The 24,675-nt window shown below is 64.5% G+C and carries 21 protein-coding genes, 1 tRNA gene and 3 rRNA genes; 12 read left to right on the plus strand and 13 right to left on the minus strand.

Translation table 11 applies throughout. The annotated features are described in order from the left end of the window. Window positions 1-28: 28 nt before the first annotated feature. Genes GZ67_RS0118270 through idi form a run of 7 tightly spaced genes read right to left on the minus strand, consistent with a single transcriptional unit; the run spans window position 29 to window position 5,717 of the window. Entirely contained in the window at window positions 29-922 is an 894-nt protein-coding gene (locus tag GZ67_RS0118270; protein WP_029262730.1) for a prenyltransferase, read from the minus strand. Continuing rightward, window positions 919-1,263, minus strand: a complete 345-nt coding sequence (locus GZ67_RS0118275; protein ID WP_029262729.1) for a lycopene cyclase domain-containing protein — start codon at window positions 1,261-1,263, stop codon at window positions 919-921. The genes GZ67_RS0118270 and GZ67_RS0118275 overlap by 4 nt, the downstream gene beginning before the upstream one ends. Further along, window positions 1,260-1,607, minus strand: a complete 348-nt coding sequence (locus tag GZ67_RS0118280) for a lycopene cyclase domain-containing protein (RefSeq protein WP_029262728.1) — start codon at window positions 1,605-1,607, stop codon at window positions 1,260-1,262. The genes GZ67_RS0118275 and GZ67_RS0118280 overlap by 4 nt, the downstream gene beginning before the upstream one ends. Beyond that, entirely contained in the window at window positions 1,607-3,208 is a 1,602-nt protein-coding gene (crtI, locus tag GZ67_RS0118285; RefSeq protein WP_029262727.1) for a phytoene desaturase family protein, read from the minus strand. Before crtI ends, GZ67_RS0118280 begins: the two co-directional genes overlap by 1 nt. After that, entirely contained in the window at window positions 3,205-4,113 is a 909-nt protein-coding gene (locus tag GZ67_RS0118290; RefSeq protein WP_029262726.1) for a phytoene/squalene synthase family protein, read from the minus strand. Before GZ67_RS0118290 ends, crtI begins: the two co-directional genes overlap by 4 nt. Beyond that, window positions 4,110-5,192, minus strand: a complete 1,083-nt coding sequence (locus tag GZ67_RS0118295; protein WP_029262725.1) for a polyprenyl synthetase family protein — start codon at window positions 5,190-5,192, stop codon at window positions 4,110-4,112. The genes GZ67_RS0118290 and GZ67_RS0118295 overlap by 4 nt, the downstream gene beginning before the upstream one ends. 3 nt (window positions 5,193-5,195) lie before the next feature. Then, the gene (gene idi / locus GZ67_RS0118300; RefSeq protein ID WP_029262724.1) at window positions 5,196-5,717 is read right to left on the minus strand and encodes an isopentenyl-diphosphate Delta-isomerase; all 522 of its coding nucleotides are present in this window, start codon (window positions 5,715-5,717) and stop codon (window positions 5,196-5,198) included. A gap of 86 nt (window positions 5,718-5,803) precedes the next feature. Here idi and GZ67_RS0118305 point away from each other — a divergent pair, with 86 nt between their 5' ends. Then, on the plus strand, window positions 5,804-6,454 hold the full coding sequence (locus tag GZ67_RS0118305; protein ID WP_081860049.1) for a MarR family winged helix-turn-helix transcriptional regulator: 651 nt from the start codon (window positions 5,804-5,806) through the stop codon (window positions 6,452-6,454). Window positions 6,455-6,479: 25 nt separating this feature from the next. On the opposite strand, the gene GZ67_RS0118310 is transcribed toward GZ67_RS0118305, so the two are convergent. Together GZ67_RS0118310 and GZ67_RS0118315 are read right to left on the minus strand one after the other, a co-directional pair. After that, window positions 6,480-6,827 carry a histone-like nucleoid-structuring protein Lsr2 gene (locus tag GZ67_RS0118310; RefSeq protein ID WP_029262722.1) on the minus strand — a complete coding sequence of 116 codons (348 nt, stop codon included), beginning with the start codon at window positions 6,825-6,827 and terminating at the stop codon, window positions 6,480-6,482. A gap of 78 nt (window positions 6,828-6,905) precedes the next feature. Further along, complete coding sequence (locus tag GZ67_RS0118315) at window positions 6,906-7,763, minus strand: LuxR C-terminal-related transcriptional regulator (RefSeq protein WP_029262721.1); 858 nt, start codon at window positions 7,761-7,763, stop codon at window positions 6,906-6,908. Between the two features lie 108 nt (window positions 7,764-7,871). Here GZ67_RS0118315 and GZ67_RS0118320 point away from each other — a divergent pair, with 108 nt between their 5' ends. Continuing rightward, the gene (locus tag GZ67_RS0118320) at window positions 7,872-8,219 is read left to right on the plus strand and encodes a DUF485 domain-containing protein (protein WP_029262720.1); all 348 of its coding nucleotides are present in this window, start codon (window positions 7,872-7,874) and stop codon (window positions 8,217-8,219) included. Next, window positions 8,216-9,853, plus strand: a complete 1,638-nt coding sequence (locus GZ67_RS0118325) for a solute symporter family protein (RefSeq protein WP_029262719.1) — start codon at window positions 8,216-8,218, stop codon at window positions 9,851-9,853. Before GZ67_RS0118320 ends, GZ67_RS0118325 begins: the two co-directional genes overlap by 4 nt. Window positions 9,854-9,934: 81 nt before the next feature. Here the strand turns inward: GZ67_RS0118325 and GZ67_RS0118330 are convergent, their stop codons facing one another. Beyond that, window positions 9,935-10,447 carry a methylated-DNA--[protein]-cysteine S-methyltransferase gene (locus GZ67_RS0118330; RefSeq protein WP_029262718.1) on the minus strand — a complete coding sequence of 171 codons (513 nt, stop codon included), beginning with the start codon at window positions 10,445-10,447 and terminating at the stop codon, window positions 9,935-9,937. A gap of 178 nt (window positions 10,448-10,625) precedes the next feature. Here GZ67_RS0118330 and GZ67_RS0118335 point away from each other — a divergent pair, with 178 nt between their 5' ends. Both GZ67_RS0118335 and GZ67_RS0118340 read left to right on the plus strand, forming a co-directional pair. After that, window positions 10,626-14,345 carry an AAA family ATPase gene (locus tag GZ67_RS0118335; protein ID WP_442922252.1) on the plus strand — a complete coding sequence of 1,240 codons (3,720 nt, stop codon included), beginning with the start codon at window positions 10,626-10,628 and terminating at the stop codon, window positions 14,343-14,345. Further along, the gene (locus tag GZ67_RS0118340; protein ID WP_029262716.1) at window positions 14,338-14,544 is read left to right on the plus strand and encodes a hypothetical protein; all 207 of its coding nucleotides are present in this window, start codon (window positions 14,338-14,340) and stop codon (window positions 14,542-14,544) included. Before GZ67_RS0118335 ends, GZ67_RS0118340 begins: the two co-directional genes overlap by 8 nt. 85 nt (window positions 14,545-14,629) lie before the next feature. On the opposite strand, the gene mscL is transcribed toward GZ67_RS0118340, so the two are convergent. The 3 genes from mscL to GZ67_RS0118355 are packed head-to-tail and all read right to left on the minus strand — an operon-like array spanning window position 14,630 to window position 15,961. Further along, window positions 14,630-15,052 (minus strand): large conductance mechanosensitive channel protein MscL, encoded by a 423-nt coding sequence (gene mscL, locus GZ67_RS0118345; RefSeq protein WP_029262715.1) that lies wholly within the window; start codon window positions 15,050-15,052, stop codon window positions 14,630-14,632. A gap of 24 nt (window positions 15,053-15,076) precedes the next feature. After that, window positions 15,077-15,349, minus strand: a complete 273-nt coding sequence (locus GZ67_RS0118350; protein WP_029262714.1) for an FmdB family zinc ribbon protein — start codon at window positions 15,347-15,349, stop codon at window positions 15,077-15,079. A gap of 15 nt (window positions 15,350-15,364) precedes the next feature. Then, a complete protein-coding gene (locus tag GZ67_RS0118355) occupies window positions 15,365-15,961 on the minus strand; it encodes a 5-formyltetrahydrofolate cyclo-ligase (protein WP_029262713.1) in 597 nt (198 codons plus the stop codon). A gap of 41 nt (window positions 15,962-16,002) precedes the next feature. On the opposite strand from GZ67_RS0118355, the gene galU reads away from it, so the two are divergent. The 7 genes from galU to rrf all read left to right on the plus strand — a co-directional run bounded on the left by galU (window position 16,003) and on the right by rrf (window position 24,627). Continuing rightward, the gene (gene galU / locus GZ67_RS0118360; protein ID WP_029262712.1) at window positions 16,003-16,890 is read left to right on the plus strand and encodes a UTP--glucose-1-phosphate uridylyltransferase GalU; all 888 of its coding nucleotides are present in this window, start codon (window positions 16,003-16,005) and stop codon (window positions 16,888-16,890) included. 43 nt (window positions 16,891-16,933) lie between these two features. Further along, the gene (locus GZ67_RS0118365; protein ID WP_036303703.1) at window positions 16,934-17,545 is read left to right on the plus strand and encodes a GNAT family N-acetyltransferase; all 612 of its coding nucleotides are present in this window, start codon (window positions 16,934-16,936) and stop codon (window positions 17,543-17,545) included. Between the two features lie 91 nt (window positions 17,546-17,636). Beyond that, a complete protein-coding gene (locus GZ67_RS0118370) occupies window positions 17,637-18,482 on the plus strand; it encodes a hypothetical protein (RefSeq protein ID WP_029262710.1) in 846 nt (281 codons plus the stop codon). A gap of 52 nt (window positions 18,483-18,534) precedes the next feature. After that, a tRNA-Ala gene (locus GZ67_RS0118375) sits at window positions 18,535-18,607 on the plus strand. A 736-nt stretch (window positions 18,608-19,343) separates the two neighbouring features. Next, window positions 19,344-20,867 (plus strand): 16S ribosomal RNA (locus tag GZ67_RS0118380). 430 nt (window positions 20,868-21,297) lie between these two features. Next, window positions 21,298-24,402, plus strand: a 23S ribosomal RNA gene (locus GZ67_RS0118385). Window positions 24,403-24,510: 108 nt separating this feature from the next. Next, window positions 24,511-24,627 (plus strand): 5S ribosomal RNA (gene rrf, locus GZ67_RS0118390). Together the 16S, 23S and 5S rRNA genes form the textbook arrangement of a ribosomal RNA operon. Window positions 24,628-24,675: the final 48 nt, after the last annotated feature.

A 24,675-nucleotide genomic window follows, 5' to 3' on the forward strand; every position in this document is an offset into this window, starting at 1 on the left:
AGCAGGAGTCAGGAGCAGGAGGCAGGAGTCAGGAGATCCACGCGAGGATCAGGATCATCGTCGCGAGGAAGCCGGCGAAGTAGTTGAGGGCGATGAACCGGCGCCAGGCGCGATTCGTCGACGCGGAGCTGCCATCGTCGACGTTCCACCACGGTGCTGCGTTGACCACGTAAGGCAGAGCGAGGACGGCGGCGAGCGGGCCGGGCCACGGGGTGAACAGCATCGCCGCGCCGGCGATCATCCAGAGCCCGAGGGAGAGCCGAACCGTCGCCCGCGCCCCGATGACGGTGGCTGTCGAGGAGATTCCTCCTTCGCGATCGGGGCCGATGTCCTGCACGGCACCGAAGGCATGGGCTGCCATGCCCCACAGGAAGAAGGCGCCGAGTGTGATGATCGTGCCGATCGTCACCGGTGCGCCGACCAGGGCGAGAGCGACGATCGCCGGACTCACGAAGTGCGTGCTCGACGTGATCGAATCGAGGAACGGCCGCTCCTTGAAACGCAGCACCGGTGCCGAGTAGGCGATCACGGCGAACACGCTGACAGCGAGCCAGAACCAGGATGCCGGGTTCCCGACGATCACGAGGTAGACGAGGAACGGGATGTTCGTGGCCGCCGCCGCCCAGAGCGTAGCGCGATGGATGCGAGGCGCAAGGAGCGCACCCTCGATGCCGCCCTTACGGGGGTTCGCCAGATCGGAGGCGTAGTCGAAGACATCGTTGATCCCGTACATCGCGAGGTTGTACGGGACGAGGAAGTAGAGGGTCCCGATCACCAGGGTGATGTCGAGTTCTCGCGTGGCGAGGAGATAGGCCGCCGCGAAGGGAAACGCGGTGTTGATCCAGCTGATCGGCCGCGAGGAGAGCACGATCTGCGCGAGATCCCGTCCGAAGGTGCGCTCGCGTGCGGATCGGGCGTTCATCCGCGGGCCTCGTCATTCTCGGTCGAGACTTCGCGCGCTCGCCGCCGTGCGCGCAGAGCAGTCCACAGGGCGGGAAGGAGCAGCGCGCCCGCGAGCGGATACGCGAAGTCCTCGATGGGGGCGAGGCCGATGTGCAGACCGAGCAGGGGATCCTGTGCGTAGTGGAACAGCCCACTCGCGATCATCAGCGTGTCGAAAACGGCCGTGAGGAGGAACAGGACGAGCACCGTCAGCAGGACGGCCGCGGGCACGGGGCCGCGTCGGCGGGAGGCCAGGGCCAGGACGATGCCACCGCCGGCGGCGACGAGGAGGAAGCAGGCTGCGACGTGGATGTAACTCATGCGTCACCGGCCTTCGTGCGGAGCCGATCGCGCCTCCGAGCGAGCAGGCGGGCGGAGCCGGTGTAGATGACCATCGTGCACACGATGAGGAAGAGCAGGAACACCGGCTCCTCCACGGGCAGTTCCGGTGCGAGCACCAGACCCGTCGCGATCGCCGCGTCGCCGCGGAGGAAGATGCCGTTCGCGATGCCCGCCGCGTCCCAGAGGAGGAAGAAGACGAGGCCGACCACCGTGACGACGGCGGCCGAGAGCGCATCCCGCCAGAAGAACAGCCGGAACCGCCAGTCCAGAAGCAGCATGCAGCCCAGCGAGACCAACAGCGCGGTCAGGTACAGCGCGCCCATCAGGAGCCCGCCGTCCCGATCGTGGGGGCATCCGGTTCCGGGAGTGGGCCGGGGGAGTGATCACCGCGGAGACGCTTCAGGACGATCTCGGCGCTGATCAAGCACATCGGCACGCCGACGCCGGGCGCGGTCGTGGCCCCGGCGTAGAAGAGTCCCTGCACCCGCCTGGACGCGTTCTGAGCACGGAACATCGCACTCTGGGAGAGGATGTGCGCCGGCCCGAGCATCCCGCCCCGCCACGAGCGGTAGTCGTCGCGGAAGTCGGCCGGCCCTTTGGTCTCGCGCACGACGATCCGCTCACGGAGATCGGGGATGCGTGCCCATGCCGCGACCTGGTCGATGGCGGCATCGGCCGCTCGCTCGATCTCCGCGGACCCCGACCCATCGGATCCGCCATGCCCGAGCTCGACATCCGCCGGAACGGGAACCAGGATGAACAGGTTCTCGTGGCCGGGCGGCGCGACATCGGGGTCGGATGCGCTCGGTCGGCAGACGTAGGTCGAGGCCGGGGCGGGGACGGACGGGGTGGGGCCGAAGATCGCGTCGAAGTTCGCATCCCAGTCGTCGGTGAAGAACAGCGAGTGGTGAGGGAGTTCGGGCAGGGAGCCTTCTACCCCGAGCATGACGAGCACCCCGCCGGGACCGCTCGTGCGGCGAGTCCACCACGACTCGGGATAGCTCTGCAGTGATCGCGGCAACAGCCTGGTCTCGGTGTGGTGCAGGTCTGCGGCGGAGACGACGATATCGGCGAGCTCGACGTGGGAGGTACCCGATCCGTCCACCCAATCGACGCCGGTCACGCGTGTTCCGCCGTCCCCATCCTCGGTGCGGATGCCGGTGACGTCGGCACCCGTGACGACCCGGGCTCCCGCATCGCGGGCCAGGGCCTCGATCCGTTCGATGACCCGCCAGAACCCGCCCTGTGGGTAGCTGACGCCCTGGTCCAGGTCGAGGGAGCTCATCAGGTGGTACATCGCGGGAGCGCTGCGAGGGTCTGTGCCGAGGAACACCGCCGGGTAGCCGAGGATCTGACGCACGACCGGATGCCGGAAACGACGAGCCGCGAAGGACTGCAGCCGGGTGCCGAGCAGCGTGAACAGACGGGGCAGCGCTCGAAGGACCTCCGGCGCCAGGAGCGACCGTGTCCGGGTGAAAGGGTTGTAGAGGAAGTACTTCTGCGCCATCTCGCCGGCATGACGTGCCGACTGCAGGTAGGAGTCCAGCGCCGGGGCAGAACCCGGTTCCAGATCCTCGAAGAGGCGCGTGACGGCCTGCCTGCCGGCGGGCACCGTCACCGCGCCGCGCGTCGGATCCTCTGCGGTCGGTTCGCGGAACACGCGATAGCCGGGATCCAGTCGGGTGAGGTCGAGCTGCTCCTCGGTCGTGGTGCCCATCATCGCGAAGAAGTGGTCGAAGACCTCGGGCATCAGGTACCACGACGGTCCGGAGTCGAATCGGAAGCCGTCACGCTCCATCGTTCCGGCCCGCCCGCCGACGCGGTCGTTCTTCTCGAGGACGACGACCTCGTGCCCGTCCCGTGCGAGCAGTCCCGCGGTCGCGAGGCCGGCGACGCCCGCACCGATCACCACCACACGGCTCATCGGTCGCGCTCCATCGCGGTCACGGCGACCGCGCGAGCGGCGAGCACGGCCTTGATCGGGTCAGGAACCCGCACCCGTCGTCGGTACAGGACCTCGGCCGGTGTCTTCGCAACGCGGCGGGTCAGTGCGGCGAACAGCGCCAGCGCGCTGCGCACGGCCGCGCGAGCATCCTTGGGGAGCAGGGGGATCGCCGCGCGGGCGTCGGCCAGCTGGCGCAGGATCGTGTCGACCCAGTCGTCCCGGTCTGCGTCGGTCAGACGCGCGGTGCCGCCGAGGTAACCGCGGTGCAGACGATCCGTGTCGTCGGCGAGGTCGCGCAGGAAGTTGACGTTCTGGAAGGCTGCGCCGAGCTGTCGCGCACCGCGTCGGAGCGTCTCGAGCTCCTCGGGTGTGCGGGGCGAGTCCCGCAGGAATACCTGAAGGCACATCAACCCGACGACCTCGGCGGACCCGTAGACATATGCCGCGTGGGCGTCGGCGTCGTAGGCGGCGAAACCCGTCTCACGATCGATGTCGGCACTCATCGAATCGAAGAAAGGCGTGGTCAGGTCTTCGCCGATGTCGCACTCCCGGGCCGTCCGCGCGAAGGCGTGCAGAATCAGGTCGCTGCTGTATCCGCTGCGCATCGAGCGGTGAGTCGCTTCCACATAGGAGGCGAGCGCTGCCGACTGCGCCGCGCTGTCGAGCCCGGCCTCGGCGGCGACACCGTCGACGATCTCGTCGGCGATGCGCACCATCGCGTAGATGTTTCGCACATGTTGACGATGTCGCCGTCCGAGAAGTCGGGTCGCGAGTCCGAACGACGTCGAGTAGGTGCGGATCACGTCGCTCGTCGCGATCTCCGCCGTGCGGCTGAAACGGCGGAGGGCGGCGTCGTCGGAGGGATCGTGGGGGATGGTGGTCATCGCTCGCGACCATCGACGCGGGAGGCCAGTGCGCGGATCGTCCGTCCGGCGGCCGGTGGGAGTGTGCCCTCGGACTCCGCGTCGCGGAGAACGGTCGATGCGGCCTCGAGGTGCTCGCTGACGAGCCCACGCACGAATGCCTCGGCGCCGCACTCGCGCAGTCGATCGCGAGCGCGGGAGCCGTCCGCGCCGCTGAGATCGGGTCTGCCGAAGTGCTGTTCGATCCCCTCCCAGTGGCTCGTCATGCGGGCATAGGAGATGATCGCGGTCTCCTTGCCTTCCCGCAGGTCCGAGAAGGGATCCTTGCCGTGTTCGTCGGGGTCGCCGAACACGGAGAGCAGATCATCCTGCAGCTGATACGCGAGGCCGAGGTGTCGGCCGATCGTGGTGAGTCGCTGCTCGGTCGCCGACGACGACCCTGCCAGCACGGCTGCGGCGCGCAGCGGAAGCACGAACGAGTACGTCGCCGTCTTGTAGGCGCTCGTCGAGAGGATCGTTCGTAGATCCGGAGTGATCATGCCGTCGCTGAGAGCGACATCGGCATGCTCACCGGCGACGGTCTCGAGGATGGTCTGCTCCAGAAGCGAGAGCAGGCGATCGCGTGCGTGCACGGAGACGTCCACCCGGGCGAACCCCAGCACCGCCGAAGCCAACAGGAGATCGCCGAGGAGGATCGCGCTCGATCGCGCCCAGTGCAGTTTCGGTGCGGCAGGGGCGTCCGGCCGACCCGCGACGAGAGTGCCGATCAGGTTCGGTCCGCGCCGGCGGATGAGATCTCCGTCGATGACATCGTCATGCAGGAGGAAGGCGAAGTGCAGCAGCTCGACCTCGGCCGCGACATCGATCGCGGACTCGCTCGCCTCCGCCGAGAGCGGGTGCGGTGAGAGGGCCTGCACCAGGTCGACGAGCAGTCGCGGCCGGATGAGTTTGCCGCCGAGTGCGTGCTCGGCCGCCACCGTCCACAGCTCCGTGAACCCGGGGCCGTATTTCTCCGCCGCTGCCGTGTGCGCGGAGAAGCGTCGCCGCAGCGCGGCTTCGATCCGTGTCCCGAGTGCTTCCTCCGTGGCTGTCGCGCTCATTGCTCAGACCTCGCCGACCTGTCGCAGAAGGGGAAGCTGCTCGACGAGCCACGGGCTGAACGCGAACGGTGCATGGGTGACGGCTTCGATCAGGGCGGGAACTTCGACCCACGTCCATTCGGATACCTCGTCGGGATCGGCCGCGGGCTCACCGTCGATCATCGCCACGTGCACCGGGCAGATCTCGTTCTCGACGATTCCACTCGCGTCGATGGCCCGATAACGGTAGTCAGGCAGCACGAGGCGAACACCCGAGAGTCGGATGCCGAGCTCGTCCAGACCACGTCGCCGAACCGCGTCCCCCATCTTCTCGTCGGGTCGTGGATGGCCGCAGAAGCTGTTCGTCCAGACACCGGGCCAGGTCCGCTTCGCGAGCGAACGGCGGGTGAGGAGCAGTCGTCCTCGTGCGTCGAAGACGTAGCACGAGAAGGCGAGATGCAGCGGGGTGTCGCTCGTGTGGACCTCACTCTTCGGCAGTGTGCCGATGGCGGTCCCATCTTCGGCCAGGAGGGTCACGTGGTCCATGGCATCTCCCTCTTCCGAGCGTTGGAAATAGCTAACTTGGTGAGTAGTCAACTTAGCATGAAACTGTGTGTGTGTAACATGATCGCATGGACACGGAGCCCGGCACCACCCCGCACACCGGGGCGAGGGCGACGAATCCGCCCATCGATGGTGATACGAGCACTGTCGACCGCGCGCCGGATGGGCTGAGCCACGCGGCGATCTACGACGTCGACGCCAGTGATCCGCGAAGCACGCTGGTAGATCGGACGGGTGTTCCGCCTGAGGAGTTGCGGCAGATCGCCCGGCTCATGGAGTCGCTCGCGGGTCTGCGGGAAGCCGAGCAGACCCTCTCTCAGGCTTCACGCCGGTACATGCGCCTCAATGAGACCGACATGCGTGCGCTGCACTATCTGATCGTGTGTGCGAATCGGAGCCTGGTGGCGACACCCGGGGGTATAGCTCACCACCTCGACGTCTCGACGGCCGCGACGACCAAGCTCCTCGATCGGCTGGAGAAGGGCGGGCACATCACACGCTCACCCCACCCGACCGACCGGAGGGCGCTCCGCATCAGCATCACGCCGGAGACGCGGCTCGCGGCGATGGAGACGGTCGGTCGACAGCAGGCGAAGCGCTTCTATGCGGCCGCCCGGCTCTCGCCGGCAGAACGCGACGTCGTTATCCGATTCCTCCAGGACATGACGGAAGAGATCACGCTTCGAGACGAAGCCTGGTTACAGCAGACGTCTGATTGAGAGAACGGCCCACGAGGGGCCGAACTCAGTGCGCTGCCTTGTACGCATCCAGGATCGGGGCGGGGATGCGTCCTCGCTCGGAGAGCGTGTAGCCGTTCTCATTGGCCCATGCCCGGATGGCGGCAACCTCGGGATTGCGTGCCGGTCGCTTGCGAGAAGATGAAGAGGAACGTGCGGTGCTGGAGGACCCGGCGCGACGCCCTGCAGCGATATACGGCTCGAGAGCCTTTCGCAATTCCTCCGCATGCGCGGCATTCAAATCGATCTCGTAGGAGGCGCCGTTGACCGAGAAATGCACGGTCTCGCCTTCTCCGACTTCGAGGACGCTGCCGTCGATGTCGTCGACCAGCTGGTGCACAATTCGTCTAGCCATGCGTGCGACTTTACCTGCAGAAGCGAAATGCGACAACAATTGAATATTGCATGGTCATAATCCGCTTCAGCGCTGGTCTCAGGGAAGAAGCCCCGCGCGGCGCGCTCGAGTGACGGCCGCATGACGGGTGGAAGCGTCGAGTTTCGCCATCGCGGTGCCGAGGTATGCCTTGACCGTGCCCTCGCGCAGCCCGAGTTGCGCGGCGATCTCCGCATTGGTCGATCCCAGCGCAGCGCAGGCGAGGACGTCGGTTTCACGGGGTGAGAGATGGATCGTAGGCACGGGGGCCGTCGCAGCGGGAGTCGAATCCCCGGCGAGTGCCACGAGGCGCCGCTCGACCTCGGCGATCCGTGCCCGTATCGCCGCGTCGTCGACCGACGCCGCGATGCTGCGCAGCTCGGCGAAGCTCTCCCGGAGCGCCTCGCGCTGCGGGGGCGCCACAGCCTCACTTCCCAGCGGGCTCGTGTCCAGCCGTCGCTGTACCTCGTCGCGGATCCGCAATTCGTCGGCGACGGACTGGGCCACCTGCATGGCTGGAGCGGTGGTGACGCCACCGACCTGTTCCTCATCCCACGCGCCGGCGTAGAGCACGCCGCGGGACCGGCCGTGGACGACGATCGGGAGGGCGAGGAGTGTGCGCAAACCTTCACCGAGGACGAAGACGTCGTAGTCGTGGGTGATCTGCTGCGACGAGCCGTAGTCGCTCGTCATCCGTGGGCGCAATTCCATCATCGCGCGCCCGCCGAGACCGCGCTCCGGTCGCACTCGCAACCCGTCCAGGGATCGGGTTCGCGCGCCGACGATACTGGTCACGCTCACGACGCCCTCTTCGATGAGACCGCCGAATGCGACAGGGAATCGCGTTCGCCGCGCGAGCTCGCGCACCGCATGGGCGACGAGCTCCGACTCGGAACCGAGAGGGACTGGGGCGCTCACAATTACCTACTTCCGGGGGTGACGACTGTGTTCCCCGTTTCGTAGCGTCGACTTTATCATCCGCACAGTTCCGCTGCGCGGGGACCGGACATGTGGCAAGGAGGCCCCATGAGTGATCAGACGCACGTCGATTCGAACGGTGAGATCGACTACATCGCCGTCGAGCAGTCTCCACGATTCCAGAGGTTGAAACGGACGCAGAGATCGTTCATCTTTCCGCTCGCCGTGTTCTTCCTGTTGTGGTATTTCGCCTATGTGCTTCTTGCGGCATTCGCGCCCGATTTCATGGGACAACGTGTGTGGGGCGATATCACCATCGGGCTCCTCCTCGGTCTCGGACAGTTCGTCACGACGTTCGGCATAACCATGGCGTACGTGTCGTTCGCGAATCGGAAACTCGACCCGTTGGCGACGGAGATCCGTGAAGAACTCGAGAAGGCGCAGGGGCACGCATGAACGCAATCCGCGCGGCGGTCGAGCCGGTCGCTCTCGATATCAACCCCGTCTTCAACATCTCGATCTTCCTGGCTTTCGTCGCGGTGACACTCTTCATCGTCATCCGCGCGAGCCGCAACAACAAGACCGCTGCCGACTACTACGCCGCCGGCCGTTCTTTCACGGGACCGCAGAACGGATTCGCCATCGCAGGCGACTATCTGTCCGCGGCGTCCTTCCTCGGCATCTGCGGCGCCATCGCGATCAACGGCTACGACGGATTCCTCTATTCGATCGGATTCCTGGTCGCCTGGCTCGTCGCACTGCTGCTGGTGGCGGAGCTGATGCGCAACACCGGGAAGTTCACGATGGCGGACGTGCTGTCGTTCCGCTTGAAGCAGCGCCCGGTGCGAATGGCGGCCGCGATCACGACGCTCGCTGTGTGCTTCTTCTATCTGCTGGCGCAGATGGCCGGTGCCGGTGGGTTGGTATCGCTGCTGCTCGGCATCGACGGACGGCTCGGGCAGTCGATCGTGATCGCCGTGGTCGGCTTGCTGATGATCGTCTACGTCCTGATCGGCGGCATGAAGGGCACCACCTGGGTGCAGATCGTCAAGGCCGTCCTCCTGATCGGCGGCGCCGTCGGCATGACGATCTGGGTGCTCGCGATCAACGGCTTCAGCCTGAACACCCTTCTCGAGGCCGCGGTCGCGAATTCCGACAAGGGCGATGCGATCCTGGCTCCGGGACTGCAGTACGGCGCGAACCCGTGGGACTTCCTGTCCCTCGGCATGGCGCTCGTACTCGGGACCGCCGGCCTGCCGCACGTGCTCATGCGCTTCTACACCGTGCCGACGGCCAAGGAAGCGCGCCGCTCGGTCGTCTGGGCGATCTGGCTCATCGGCGGCTTCTACCTGCTGACCCTCGTGCTCGGCTACGGTGCCGGCGCACTGGTCGGTGCGGATGTGATCGCGGCCGCTCCGGGCGGCGTGAACTCGGCGGCGCCGCTGCTCGCGCTCCGGCTCGGCGGTCCGGTGCTGCTGGGCTTTATCTCCGCCGTGGCTTTCGCGACGATCCTCGCGGTGGTCGCTGGTCTGACGATCACGGCCGCGGCATCGTTCGCGCACGACATCTACGCCAATGTCATCCAGAAGGGGCGCAAGGATGCTGCCGGCGAGCCGGTCGCCGCAGATCCGAACGGCGAGGTGCGCGTCGCTCGTCGCACTGTGGTCGTGATCGGCATCCTGGCGATCCTCGGCGGCATCGGAGCGCAGGGGCAGAACATCGCATTCCTCGTCGCTCTCGCTTTCGCCGTCGCCGCTTCCGCCAATCTGCCGACCATTCTCTATTCGCTCTTCTGGCGGCGGTTCACGACCCGGGGCGCGGTGTGGAGCATGTACGGCGGGCTCGGGTCGGCGATCCTGCTCATCGCGCTGTCGCCGGTGTTCTCGGGAACCCCGACATCGATGATCCCTGGGATCGACATCGCCGTGTGGCCACTGAACAATCCGGGGATCGTCTCGATCCCGCTGGGTTTCCTCCTCGGCTGGCTCGGAACGGTGACGAGCTCCCGTAAGGAGTCTCCGCAGCTCGCCGCCGAGATGGAGGTGCGCTCGCTCACGGGGTTCGGCGCGGAGAAGGCGGTCGAGCACTGACCGCGGCCTCCTGAGGATCGAACCCGGGCAAGACGTGGACCCGGCGGCCTACTCGCCGGGTCCACGTCTGCGTCCGCTCGCTCAACCCGCCTCGAGGTCGAGCAGGTATCTCTTGCGCTCAGGGTGCGCGCCGTACTGGCCCACACTTCCGTCCGACCGGACGACGCGATGCACCGGCACGATGATCGAGAACGGCGTGAGCCGACACGCAGTGCCGACCGCGCGGGCCGCGCCGGGGTGTCCGGCACGGACGGCCACCTCTCCGTAGCTCATCGTCTCGCCCCATTCGATCGTGCAGATCGTCTGCAGGGCGCTCAGGTGGAATCCGTCCACCAGCCGCCAGTCGAGCCGGAGGTGCTGGTCGAAACGCACCGGGTCACCGTCGAAGTAGTCGGCCAGAAGATGTGCGAGCTCGTCGGCGGCTCCGGGGTCGAGCTCCGGAACGGCGCCCAGCTGTCGTGTGACGCCCTCGAGGAGCCAGGGAACGAGCGGGTCTTCGGATTCGGAGAGGTCGAATCGCAAGATGCCCTCGTCCGAGAACACCGCGAGGGCGTCACCGAACGGAGTCGGAGCGAAGTCATAGCGGAAGGTCATGCGACCATCCTGACCGGCATCGCTGTCCGGGGAGCACCGGCCTTCCGGGCGGGGTGGAGAACGTGACGGTCATCGCCACAGGGCAGGAGGAGTGCGGATCGGCTCTCGGAGGCGGATATTCGGCGGAAACCCGCCCGGGATACCCCAGCTCGCCCGGTCTCGCGCCTAGGGTGTCATTGTGTGGCGACGTGAAGACAAGACTGCGGAGAACACAGCGGCAGACGCTGCTGTGGCCATCGGCGATCTGCACGAGCCCACGACCGGCGTTGACATCGCCCATGCCGCTGAGGCTGAGCGCACCCGGCTGAGGGCGGAAGCGGCCGACCTCGGCGGCCCCTCTCCGCTGGTGAGCTTCCGCGACAGCCCGGAATCGGGCATCGACATCTCCAAGGCCCACCCCGGCAGCCTGCCGCAGTTCATCACCGGAAAATCGACCCTACTGTCGAACCTCTTCCGCGACGAGGTGGGTCTGCGCACCGCGCGGCTGGCCGCCGAGCGGATCACCGCGAAGAACACCGAACTGCGCACCGTCCGTGGCATCGAGGCCGTGCACCTGGCCGTCGGAGTCGCCCGGTGGCGCATCGGCGGAGCGGGCTTCGCCGCGCCCGTGCTGCTGCGGCCGCTGGCGATCCGGCGGCATCACTCCGACTTCGAACTCAAGCTCCAGGGCGCGTTCGAAGTCAATCCCGAACTCGTCCGCATCGCCCGTGATCATTTCGGGCTGTCGATCGATGCCGCGTCCCTCGCAGCGCTCGCGTACGACGGCGGGATCTTCAAGCCGCAGCCGGTCATCGACAACCTGCGCGTGATGACCCGTTCGATCGACACCTTCTCCGTAGAGCCGCGGCTCGTGGTGTCGACGTTCGCCGACGTCTCCGGAGCGATGTCCCGCGACGCCGGAAGCCTCGATCACGTGCTCCTCAATGCGCTGGGCGGCCATGTGGGCGACCGCGAGCGTGTGACGGCGCCTCGCGCCACGCCGCACCACACCGGACCCGACGATCGGGCTCCCGCATCGGACAATCTTCTTCTCGACGCAGACGCCGAGCAGGAAGCGGTTCTCGCGCGCATCGCCGCCGGGCACTCGCTCACGGTGGCGACGCTCCCCGGCACGGGCGGAACGCAGACGGTGATCAACGCGCTCGGCGAACTCGTCCGCGCCGGCAAGCGCGTGCTCGTGGTCTCGGCGCGTCGTTCGACACTCGACGGCGTTCGTCATCGGCTCGCGGGTATCGGCCTCGACAGCCTCGCGATCTCGCCGGCCAGCGTGCGTCGCGACCTGGTCAGGGCGATCGGCCGCAACGAGAAGGCGACACCACCCAAGGTCAGTGAGGTCGACGACGCGCTGGTGCGCCTCCGGACCGTCCTGCGCGACTACCGCCAGGCTCTCACGGCTCCCATCGCGGGAGTGGATGCCTCGGTGCTCGACGCGACCCGCCAGCTCACCAGGCTCGCGTCGCTGCCGGTGCCGCCGTCCACCACCGCTCGGCTCGGCACCGACGCTCTCCGTCGCCTCGCGGCAGATCGCAGCGAGGCTGCAGAAGCCCTCGCTCAGGCCGCGCGTCTCGGGGAGTTCCGCTTCGGCCCGAATGATTCGCCGTGGTACGGCGTGACCTTCACGAGCACCGAAGCGGCCAGAGCCGCGCACGAGCTCGCCGGTCGACTGCACTCGGACAGCGTCCCCGCTCTTCTCGAGCGCGGCTACGAACTGATCGCCCAGACGCACATGCGACCGTTTGCGACGATCGACGAGCTCGGCGAGTATCTGCGTCTGCTGCAGGGCATCCGCGATTCACTCGATCGCTTCAGCCCCACGGTCTTCGAGCGGCCGTTGGGCGAGCTCATCCAGGCGCACGGCTCGCGTCGCGACGCCCCCGGTCTCTCCGGAGCGAACCGGCGGCGGCTGCGGCGTCTGGCGAAAGAGTATGTCCGTCCGGGCGTCCACGTGACCGAGATGCATGAAGCGCTGCTGCGGATCCAGACTCAGCGCACGCAGTGGCAGCGGTACGTCGAGGCGGGGGTCGCACCGGAGATCCCGCTCGGTCTCGCCGACGTGTACGTGGCCTGGCAGCGGGCCGAGGCGGAGCTCGCCGAACTGGATGCCGCGCTGGGCCGCCGCGAGCCGTTGGCGTCGCTCCCGGTCGCACGACTCGTCCGCACTCTTGCCGGGCTCGCCGCCAAGTCCGACGTGTTCGAGAACCTCGTGGAGCGCGCCCAGCTGCGCGATCGACTCGCCCTCCTCGGACTCGAGCCGCTGCTCGCAGAACTTTCCGTGCGGCACGTGGCCGAGTCGCAGGTGGGGGAGGAGCTCGAGTTCGCCTGGTGGCAGTCGCTCCTCGAGCGCGCACTGCAGGACAACCGTGCTCTCCTCGGTGCGAACACCGCCGTCGTCGACCGGCTCGAGCGCGACTTCCGGCTGGTGGACGAGGCACACGCCGCGATGGCGGGCCCGCTCCTGGCCTGGCAGCTCGCCAACCAGTGGCGGATCGCGATCGTCGACGAACCGCAGCAGTCGCAGCATCTCCGGCGCGCGCTGACTCAGCCCGCCGCGACCACTGCGCAGGTCGTCAGCGCCGCGCCGACCCTCGTCGACGTGCTCGCGCCCGTCTGGATCTCTTCCCCGTACCTCGTGCCGGAGATCCCGGAATCGGTCGAGTTCGACACCGTCCTTCTCGTAGATGCGGCCGCGATCAATCTGGCTGAGGCTGCACCGGCGATCTGCCGGGCACGCCAGGTCGTCGCGTTCGGCGATCCGGTCACGCAGCGTCCCACACCGTTCCACATCGCCGTGGATCCGGAGGACACCTGGGAGGCGGAGGTGTCGTTCGACGACGTCTCGGTGTTCGAGCGCCTCTCCGAGCTTCTGCCCGTGATGACTCTGACGCGCAGCTACCGTGCCGGTGGCGAGGATCTCGCTGAGCTCATCAACGATGCGTTCTACGGCGGCGAGATCGTCTCCCTGCCGTGGGCGGGCTCCTATCTCGGTCGCGGCAGCCTCACGGTCGACTACGTCGAGGGCGGGACGGGTACCCCTGATCCGGTGTCCGGTGCGGTCGAGAGCCCCGATGCCGAAGTCGCGCGTGTGGTGACCCTCGTGGTCGAGCACGCCGTTCACCGGCCCTCCGAATCCCTCATGGTGGTCACCGCCAGTGCGCGTCACGCCGAGCGCGTGCGTGCCGCTGTCACCTCCGCCTTCGCCGGGCGTTCCGACGTGGCGGACTTCGTCAGCCGTGATACCGCAGAGCCGTTCGCCGTCCTCACCCTCGAGGAATCCGTGGCGGAGAGTCGCGACCGCGTGATCTTCTCGCTCGGGTTCGGACTCACCAAGCACGGCCGTGTCCTGAGCGACTTCGGCGATCTCTCCACACCAGACGGCGAGCGTCTGCTCACGGTCGGGATGACCCGAGCCCGCCGATCGATGGTCCTCGTCTCGTCGATCCGCCCGTCCTCCTTCGACGATGGGCGCCTCGAGCACGGCGCAGCCACGCTCATGTCGATCCTCGGTGGTCTCGCCGCCCGCGGCAGGGATGCGCGGCTCGAGGATCTGGCTGACCCGCTCACTCTCGCCCTGGCCAGGGAACTGCGGCGGCTCGGCGCCTCCGTCGATGTCGACTACCGCGGACTGCTTCCGCTGGTCGCGCAGCACGGCGGCAAGGCGGTCGTGATCGAGCCCGACCCGGAATCGCGCGGTGAGTCCCTGCGCGAGACGCTGCGGCTGCGGCCGCACGTCCTCCGTCGCCTCGGCTGGCACTACGTGCGCGTGCACGCGTTCGATCTCTACAGCGATCCGGCGACCGTCGCGACGCGCATCGCCGCCGTGTTGGGCATCTCCGACACCGTGCCGCGGGCCGAGAACGACACGCAGCCGCTCGATATCGCCGACACCCCGAATGACTGACCAGGTCGACCCCGATGCTCCGCGTCAACGTGTGGTGCGGGTCGCCGGATCGCGTCGTGCCCGACTGACTCCGGTGCCCGGAAGTGACCCGGCCCCGGAGACGGGGACCGATCAGCCGACGCCGCCACGTGCCCGGCCGAAGGGCGCGAAAGGCCCGAACGACGATCAGCTCATCCAGGACGTGCCGCCGCACTACTGATCGTTCTTCACGAGCCCGAGCCGGAAAGAGAGACGCGCGGTCCCTCCGAAGAGGAATCGCGCGTCTCGTGTCTGAGTGGAGGGCGTCAGGCGCCGCGCTGCGCCTTGAGCAGGTCGCGGATCTCCACCAGCAGCTCGGCCTCGCTCGCTGCGGCCGGCTCCTCCTCGGGCTCTTCGGCCGGCGTGCCTTTGCGTGCCTCGACGTGCGCCTTGAAGGTGTTCATCGGGAGTACGAAGACGAAGTAGACGACGGCGGCGACGGCGAGGAAGCTGATGATCGCCGAGATCAGGTCACCGATCGGGAACGTCACCGTCTCGCCGTAGATGTTCGGAACGGGGATCCCGAACTCCCCTGCGGCATCCGCCTTGAGGAAGAGTGAGATGAAGGGGTTGATGATGCTGTTGACCACCGCGGTCACGATCGCGGTGAAAGCCGTGCCGATCACGACGGCCACGGCCAGATCGATCACGTTCCCGCGCAGCAGGAAGTCCTTGAAACCTTTGAGCATGGGAACCCCCAGTAGATCAGGGCCTCACGAAGAGGCCGGAGTCGACGCAGCCGCCGGTTTGGCGCTCGTCGTCGATTCCGTCTTCGATGATGCCGAAGCATCCCCGGAACCGCCGGATTTGGCACGCGAGTCCGTGCGATAGAAACCGGACCCGTTGAAGGTGACGCCGATCGAACCGTACTGCTTCCGCAGCTGGCCGCCGCACTCGGGGCACACCGTCAGGGCGTCATCCGCGAAGCTCTGCACGGCGTCGAACTTGTGTCCGCACGATGTGCAGGCATAGGCGTAGGTGGGCATGGGGGTCCTTGCAGGTCAGCGTCGCCGAGGCGACAGGGTGAGAGTCTGCGACGGCGTCACGATCCCGTTCACGGGCTGATCGTGCACCTCTCGCGGAAGTTCGTCGAGTACCTCGGAATCATAGATGACCGCGTAGACGGGCGGGCACTGCTCCATGGAGCCGATCGTCTTGTCGAAGTAGCCGCGTCCCCAGCCCATCCGCATCCCGGTGCGATCGACGGCGGCGGCAGGGACGATCATCAGGTCCACGTCGTTGACGGCGATCGGACCGAGGACCTCACCGGTGGGCTCCGGCAGGCCGTGGAGTCCTTCGGAAACCTCGTCGTCGTCGGTGGCCACGGCCCAGTCCAGGAGACCGTCGGCGCGGGTGACCGGCAACAGGACGCGGATGCCGCGGCGCACCGCCCTCGTCACGAAGTCACGGGTGCCCGGCTCGGTGGTGGTCGACAGGAAGCACGAGATCGACTGTGCGCCGAGCTCGTCGACCAGGGCGTCGAGGCGCTCGCCGATCGCCGTGGCCGCGGCCTCGCGCTGCGGATCGGAGAGGAGCTGGCGTCTTTCGCGCAGTTCGGCGCGGAGAGCGCGCTTGGCGTGTTCGACGTCATTCGACATGGCTCCGAGTCTACGGCGACGCTCACCGCTAGGCTGGGAGGATGGCTGACCACAAGATCAAAGCCGTCATTCCCGCGGCAGGACTGGGGACTCGATTCCTTCCCGCGACGAAGGCGATGCCGAAAGAGATGCTGCCCGTCGTCGACAAGCCGGCGATCCAGTACGTCGTCGAAGAGGCTGCGGACGCCGGGATCGACGACATCCTCGTCATCATCGGCCGCAACAAGAACGCGATCTCCAACCACTTCGACTCGGTGCCCGAGCTCGAGGTGAGGCTCATGGAGAAGGGCGACACGGGGCGACTCGAGCGAGTGATGAAGTCGAGCGACCTCGCCGACATCCACTTCGTCCGGCAGGGCGAGCCGAAGGGTCTCGGACACGCGGTCCTGCGTGCACGTACCCACGTCGGCGACAGTTCGTTCGCGGTGCTGCTCGGCGACGATCTCATCGACGAGCGCGATCCGCTCCTCACCGACATGATCGCCGAGCACGAGCGCTCCGGCGCCGCGGTGATCGCGCTGATGGAGGTCGACCCGGCCAACATCCACATGTATGGCGCCGCGGCGGTCGAGCCGATCGAGGGCCAAGCTGCCGTTCGGGTCACCGGTCTCGTCGAGAAGCCTGCGCAGGAAGACGCTCCGTCCAACCTCGCCATCATCGGTCGATACGTTCTTCCCGCGTCGGTTTTCGAGATCCTCGAGCGCACCGAGCCGGGCAAGGGCGGCGAGATCCAGCTCACGGATGCGCTGCAGGAACTCGCGACGGATCCCGACGGACCCGGCGTCGTCGGTGTCATCTTCGGAGGACGCCGTTACGATACGGGCGACCGCGTCGACTACATCAAGGCCATCGTTCAGCTCGCCTCGGATCGGGAGGACCTCGGCCCCGAGCTGCGGCCCTGGCTCAAGGAGTTCGCGGAACGCCTCTAGGCGATCCAGCGGAGGTCGGTGCGGCATGGAACTGGCGACGGGAATGCGACACGGACCGATCGAGCTGCGACTCGTGCGGGCGAAGGATGCCCGCCCGCTGCAGCATGAGCTGCTCGCGAACCGATCGTGGCTCCAGCCCTGGGAAGCGACCGTCCCGTACGGCTCCGTCTCGTTCGACATGAGGCTCAGCATCCGTCGTCTGCTTCAGCAGTACCGTGACGGATCGGGCTATCCGTTCGTCATGGAGTACGACGGCGAGGTCGCCGGGCAGCTCAATGTGTGGGGCGTCTCGCGCGGCTCCCTCTGCTCGGCGACCATCGGGTACTGGGTGAGCGAGCGTTTCGCGGGCCGGGGCATCACCCCCACCGCAGTGGCGCTGGCCACCGATGCCTGCTTCACGGAGTACGGGCTGCACCGGATGGAGATCTGCATCCGACCGGAGAACGCTGCGAGCCTTCGAATCGTTCAGAAGCTCGGATTCCGCTACGAGGGTCTGCGCCGCCGCTACATCCATATCGACGGCGACTGGCGTGATCACTACGCGTTCGCGCTGACCCGCGAAGACGTCCCTCAGGGTGTGCTCGCACGCTGGCTCAGCGGTCAGGTGCCGCCTGACGCCGCGACGGTACCGCCGTCCGACCGAATCCCCCTCTGAGCCGGTGCTCGCCGGGCGATCCTGACGGACTCGCCGCGACACGCGCCCTTCTGTACGGCTCTGTCACCGCTGAACCCGTACCGTTGTCGATATGGACGGGCCGGTGCTGAGCGGGGGAGTGATCGTGCTCGTCGCCGTGCTCCTCTGGATGCTCTACCTGCTCCCTTCGTGGAGAGGCCGCTTCCAATACAACGCCGCGGAACGCAACGCCGTTCGACTGAACCAGGCGCTCCGCATCCTCGCCGAGACGAGTGAGACTCCGGCCGAGGTGCACGTCGAGCTGAACGCCCGTACGGCGCTGGCACAGCAGAAGCTCGCCAAGCGGGTGCAGTCGGAACGCGAGGCCGCCGAGCTCGAGTCTCTTCGCGAGGAACTCGCAGCGACCAGGGCCGACCCGGTGATCCGTCGCGCTCGCGCCCGCCGCCGGGTGCGCATGGTCGCGACGATCTCCCTCCTGCTCGGTCTCGCCGTGGTCGCATTCGGCATCTGGCAGCTCGTGGACGTCGGGGCCTCGGTGCTGCTGTGGCTCGGCGGGTCGATGATCCTGCCCGCCGGCATCGCGCTCCAGAGGATGGCGGCGGTCGCGAACCGCGCGGCGCGCGCCACGCATGAGGTGGCGCCACCCGTCAAGGAACGTGTCGCACCCGTGCTGCACGACCAGGGCCCGGCGACGTGGACACCGCGTCCGCTCCCAGAGCCGCTGGCGTCCGTGTCGGGATCGCGTGCGCAGGCTGCGCAGGCCCAGATCGAGGCGCAGGAGCAACGCCGCACGGCAGCCAGAGTCACCGCGCTGCGTGAGCGCGCCGAGCAGATGGCGCCGGCAGCACCGGTGCAGCTTCCTGCCGCGTCGTCGCCCTACGCGAAGATGGGCTTCGTCGACGATGCGGAGATCGAGGCGCACGTGCGGGAGTTGCTCTCGCGTCGCGCCGCGGGGTGATCGTGGCAGACGCGAGCAACGCTTTCGTCGTGATAGCGTAGATCTCGTTCACGGGCCTATGGCGCAGTTGGTAGCGCGCCTCGTTCGCATCGAGGAGGTCAGGGGTTCGAATCCCCTTAGGTCCACAGAACACGAAAGCCCCCGGTGAGAACCGGGGGCTTTCTTCTTTCCTCCGGCGCTCTTTGCCTTCCCCCGCCGTCTTCACTTCATGTGCTTGCTCGAGTCGACGGTCGGACCGCGACGGGGGAGAGTGCGCGGCAACGCCGGTCCCTCTCTCTGCCGAATGCACCCGCGCCGTGACGTCGCGGCCGTACGGGCGATCGAGGGTGTGCTCTCGCCGTCCATCGAGGACGGCTCCGTGACGCGGGTTCTCGGGCGACACGCCCGGCGGTCAGCCCTGATTTGCCCGATCCCCGGGATCCGCGTAACTTATTACTTGTTCGCCCCAAACGGTTGAGCGGAGGTCCTCGGACCGGCTCCCGTCAAGCATCGAACACCTCCCGAATCTGAAACACTCACTGAGTGAAGAGGATGAAGGTGCTGGTCCGTTCCCACGGTCAGGCCGAAGAAACTCGGACTTGACAACGGAAACGAGATCGGTAAGATAGAGAAGTTGCCCTGCGGGCCTGGCTGTGATGGCTGGGTCGTGGGAGCATCCGATCCTTGAGAACTCAACAGCGTGCACTTGTCAAATGCCAAATTATCCTCGTCTCCACTTCGGTGGGGGTGAGAATTCCTTTGGATCAAAGACCAACTCCTTTCGGGGGGTTGGCAATGGATGAAGTCAGCAATGAATTTGTCTCTTTGGTCAGCATCAAACTCGCTGCGTCATCGTTTTCCCGGTGTCGTATGCATTTCTTTTTTACGGAGAGTTTGATCCTGGCTCAGGATGAACGCTGGCGGCGTGCTTAACACATGCAAGTCGAACGGTGAACACGGAGCTTGCTCTGTGGGATCAGTGGCGAACGGGTGAGTAACACGTGAGCAACCTGCCCCTGACTCTGGGATAAGCGCTGGAAACGGCGTCTAATACTGGATATGTGACGTGACCGCATGGTCTGCGTCTGGAAAGAATTTCGGTTGGGGATGGGCTCGCGGCCTATCAGCTTGTTGGTGAGGTAATGGCTCACCAAGGCGTCGACGGGTAGCCGGCCTGAGAGGGTGACCGGCCACACTGGGACTGAGACACGGCCCAGACTCCTACGGGAGGCAGCAGTGGGGAATATTGCACAATGGGCGCAAGCCTGATGCAGCAACGCCGCGTGAGGGACGACGGCCTTCGGGTTGTAAACCTCTTTTAGCAGGGAAGAAGCGAAAGTGACGGTACCTGCAGAAAAAGCGCCGGCTAACTACGTGCCAGCAGCCGCGGTAATACGTAGGGCGCAAGCGTTATCCGGAATTATTGGGCGTAAAGAGCTCGTAGGCGGTTTGTCGCGTCTGCTGTGAAATCCGGAGGCTCAACCTCCGGCCTGCAGTGGGTACGGGCAGACTAGAGTGCGGTAGGGGAGATTGGAATTCCTGGTGTAGCGGTGGAATGCGCAGATATCAGGAGGAACACCGATGGCGAAGGCAGATCTCTGGGCCGTAACTGACGCTGAGGAGCGAAAGGGTGGGGAGCAAACAGGCTTAGATACCCTGGTAGTCCACCCCGTAAACGTTGGGAACTAGTTGTGGGGTCCATTCCACGGATTCCGTGACGCAGCTAACGCATTAAGTTCCCCGCCTGGGGAGTACGGCCGCAAGGCTAAAACTCAAAGGAATTGACGGGGACCCGCACAAGCGGCGGAGCATGCGGATTAATTCGATGCAACGCGAAGAACCTTACCAAGGCTTGACATATACGAGAACGGGCCAGAAATGGTCAACTCTTTGGACACTCGTAAACAGGTGGTGCATGGTTGTCGTCAGCTCGTGTCGTGAGATGTTGGGTTAAGTCCCGCAACGAGCGCAACCCTCGTTCTATGTTGCCAGCACGTAATGGTGGGAACTCATGGGATACTGCCGGGGTCAACTCGGAGGAAGGTGGGGATGACGTCAAATCATCATGCCCCTTATGTCTTGGGCTTCACGCATGCTACAATGGCCGGTACAAAGGGCTGCAATACCGCGAGGTGGAGCGAATCCCAAAAAGCCGGTCCCAGTTCGGATTGAGGTCTGCAACTCGACCTCATGAAGTCGGAGTCGCTAGTAATCGCAGATCAGCAACGCTGCGGTGAATACGTTCCCGGGTCTTGTACACACCGCCCGTCAAGTCATGAAAGTCGGTAACACCTGAAGCCGGTGGCCTAACCTTTTTGGAGGGAGCCGTCGAAGGTGGGATCGGTAATTAGGACTAAGTCGTAACAAGGTAGCCGTACCGGAAGGTGCGGCTGGATCACCTCCTTTCTAAGGAGCATCTGACACCTCCGGGTGTCCAGAACCCAGATCGAAGGCATACGTTCTTCGCTGGGAGCTCATGGGTGGAACATTTGACATGGTGTGAAGGATGTTGTTCTTCTTTAGTACGTCGGGTCTTCGGATCTGGTGGGAACGGGGAGGGTGGCGGATGTCGCACCTGCACGCTGTTGGGTCCTGAGGGACCGGATGCGCACTGGCCTTTGGGTCGAGTGCACAGTCGGTTACTCTGGGCCTCTTTCTGTTTCCCCTTTTGTGGGGTTGTGGATGGGGGCACCGCCCGTACTTTGAGAACTACACAGTGGACGCGAGCATCTTGCAGCTGGCTTCGGTCAGTTGCACAAGATGATCTTAAAGATCATTAGTCAATTTCAGATTCCATCTTCGGGTGGGGTCGAGTTTTTGATTCAAACTCATGTGATTTCAAGTCTTTAAGAGCAAACGGTGGATGCCTTGGCATCTGGAGCCGAAGAAGGACGTAGCAATCTGCGATAAGCCTCGGGGAACTGATAAGCAAGTTTTGATCCGAGGGTGTCCGAATGGGGAAACCCCGCTGGGCGGCGTGCCGACCTAGTGACTCCCGCCTGAATATATAGGGCGGGTAGAGGGAACGTGGGGAAGTGAAACATCTCAGTACCCACAGGAAGAGAAAGCAACCGCGATTCCGTTAGTAGTGGCGAGCGAAACCGGAACAGGCTAAACCTAGCGTGTGTGATAGCCGGCAGGTGTTGCACGTTGGGGGTTGTGGGACTTTTCAGTCATCTCTGCCGAGGTGGCGGCGTTACAAGAAGGTATAGACGAACGGTCTTGAAAGGCCGGTCATAGAGGGTGCCAACCCCGTAGTCGAAATGCCTCTCTTGGCGCGAAGAGTATCCCAAGTAGCACGGGGCCCGTGAAATCCCGTGTGAATCTGTCAGGACCACCTGATAAGCCTAAATACTCCCAGATGACCGATAGCGGACAAGTACCGTGAGGGAAAGGTGAAAAGTACCCCGGGAGGGGAGTGAAATAGTACCTGAAACCGTTTGCTTACAAACCGTTGGAGCCTCCTTAGTAGGGGTGACAGCGTGCCTTTTGAAGAATGAGCCTGCGAGTTAGCGATATGTGGCGAGGTTAACCCGTGTGGGGTAGCCGTAGCGAAAGCGAGTCTGAATAGGGCGATTCAGTCGCATGTCCTAGACCCGAAGCGAAGTGATCTATCCATGGCCAGGTTGAAGCGACGGTAAGACGTCGTGGAGGACCGAACCCACTTAGGTTGAAAACTGAGGGGATGAGCTGTGGATAGGGGTGAAAGGCCAATCAAACTTCGTGATAGCTGGTTCTCTCCGAAATGCATTTAGGTGCAGCGTTGCGTGTTTCTTGCCGGAGGTAGAGCTACTGGATGGCCGATGGGCCCTACAAGGTTACTGACGTCAGCCAAACTCCGAATGCCGGTAAGTGAGAGCGCAGCAGTGAGACTGTGGGGGATAAGCTTCATAGTCGAGAGGGAAACAACCCAGACCACCAACTAAGGTCCCAAAGCGCGTGCTAAGTGGGAAAGGATGTGGAGTTGCCTTGACAACCAGGAGGTTGGCTTAGAAGCAGCCACCCTTGAAAGAGTGCGTAATAGCTCACTGGTCAAGTGATTCCGCGCCGACAATGTAACGGGGCTCAAGCACGCCACCGAAGTTGTGGCATTGACATTATTGGTAGGCCTTCGTGGTCCAGCCGTGTTGATGGGTAGGAGAGCGTCGTGTGGCCAGCGAAGCGGCGGTGTGAACCAGCCGTGGAGGCTACACGAGTGAGAATGCAGGCATGAGTAGCGAATGACGTGTGAGAAACACGTCCTCCGAAAGACCAAGGGTTCCAGGGTCAAGCTAATCTTCCCTGGGTAAGTCGGGACCTAAGGCGAGGCCGACAGGCGTAGTCGATGGACAACGGGTTGATATTCCCGTACCGGCGAAGAACCGCCCAAGCTAATCCAGTAGTGCTAAGTGTCTGAATCCCAGTGACTGATCCCTTCGGGGTGACGCTCTGGGCCTAGCGCACGACCCCATTCTGGTGCGGTTAGCGTATTAACAGGTGTGACGCAGGAAGGTAGCCCAAGCCAGGCGATGGTTGTCCTGGTGCAAGTGCGTAGGCCGAGTCGTAGGCAAATCCGCGATTCATTAAGGCTGAGACACGATGCGGATAAAAAGTGGGTGATCCTATGCTGCCAAGAAAAGCATCGACGCGAGGTTCTAGCCGCCCGTACCCCAAACCGACTCAGGTGGTCAGGTAGAGAATACCAAGGAGATCGAGAGAATCGTGGTTAAGGAACTCGGCAAAATGCCCCCGTAACTTCGGGAGAAGGGGGGCCTTCGGCGTATAGGGATTTACTCCCGAAAGCGTTTGGAGGCCGCAGAGACTAGTGGGTAGCGACTGTTTACTAAAAACACAGGTCCGTGCCAAGTCGCAAGACGATGTATACGGACTGACGCCTGCCCGGTGCTGGAAGGTTAAGAGGACCGGTTAGCCGTAAGGCGAAGCTGAGAATTTAAGCCCCAGTAAACGGCGGTGGTAACTATAACCATCCTAAGGTAGCGAAATTCCTTGTCGGGTAAGTTCCGACCTGCACGAATGGCGTAACGACTTCCCAACTGTCTCAACCGCGAACTCGGCGAAATTGCATTACGAGTAAAGATGCTCGTTACGCGCAGCAGGACGGAAAGACCCCGTGACCTTTACTACAGCTTGGTATTGGTGTTCGGTGTGGCTTGTGTAGGATAGGTGGGAGACTTTGAAGCATGGACGCTAGTTCGTGTGGAGTCATTGTTGAAATACCACTCTGGTCACTCTGGATATCTAACTTCGAACCGTAATCCGGTTCAGGGACAGTGCCTGGTGGGTAGTTTAACTGGGGCGGTTGCCTCCCAAAAAGTAACGGAGGCGCCCAAAGGTTCCCTCAACCTGGTTGGCAATCAGGTGTCGAGTGTAAGTGCACAAGGGAGCTTGACTGTGAGACTGACAGGTCGAGCAGGGACGAAAGTCGGGACTAGTGATCCGGCAGTGGCTTGTGGAAGCGCTGTCGCTCAACGGATAAAAGGTACCTCGGGGATAACAGGCTGATCTTGCCCAAGAGTCCATATCGACGGCATGGTTTGGCACCTCGATGTCGGCTCGTCGCATCCTGGGGCTGGAGTAGGTCCCAAGGGTTGGGCTGTTCGCCCATTAAAGCGGTACGCGAGCTGGGTTTAGAACGTCGTGAGACAGTTCGGTCCCTATCCGCTGCGCGCGTAGGAAATTTGAGAGGATCTGACCCTAGTACGAGAGGACCGGGTTGGACGAACCTCTGGTGTGTCAGTTGTTCCGCCAGGAGCACCGCTGATTAGCTACGTTCGGGATGGATAACCGCTGAAAGCATCTAAGCGGGAAGCCGGCCTCAAGATGAGATTTCCATACCTTCGGGTGAGAGGCTCCCAGCCAGACTACTGGGTTGATAGGCCAGATGTGGAAGTGCAGTAATGCATGCAGCTGACTGGTACTAATAAGCCGATGACTTGATAACACACCGTTTGTTGGTGCTACGCGTCCACTGAGTGGTTCTCGATGTACGGTCGAGAACCGCATAACAACAATGACTTTGTTATGTGTTTGATTGAAACATCAATAGTGTTTCGGCGGCCATAGCGTGAGGGAAACGCCCGGTTACATTCCGAACCCGGAAGCTAAGCCTCACAGCGCCGATGGTACTGCAGGGGGGACCCTGTGGGAGAGTAGGACACCGCCGGACTCCTTTTAGACAAAATGGCCACCCATCGATGGGTGGCCATTTTGCGTT

Source organism: Microbacterium sp. Cr-K20, from assembly GCF_000708325.1.
Taxonomy (GTDB): domain Bacteria; phylum Actinomycetota; class Actinomycetes; order Actinomycetales; family Microbacteriaceae; genus Microbacterium.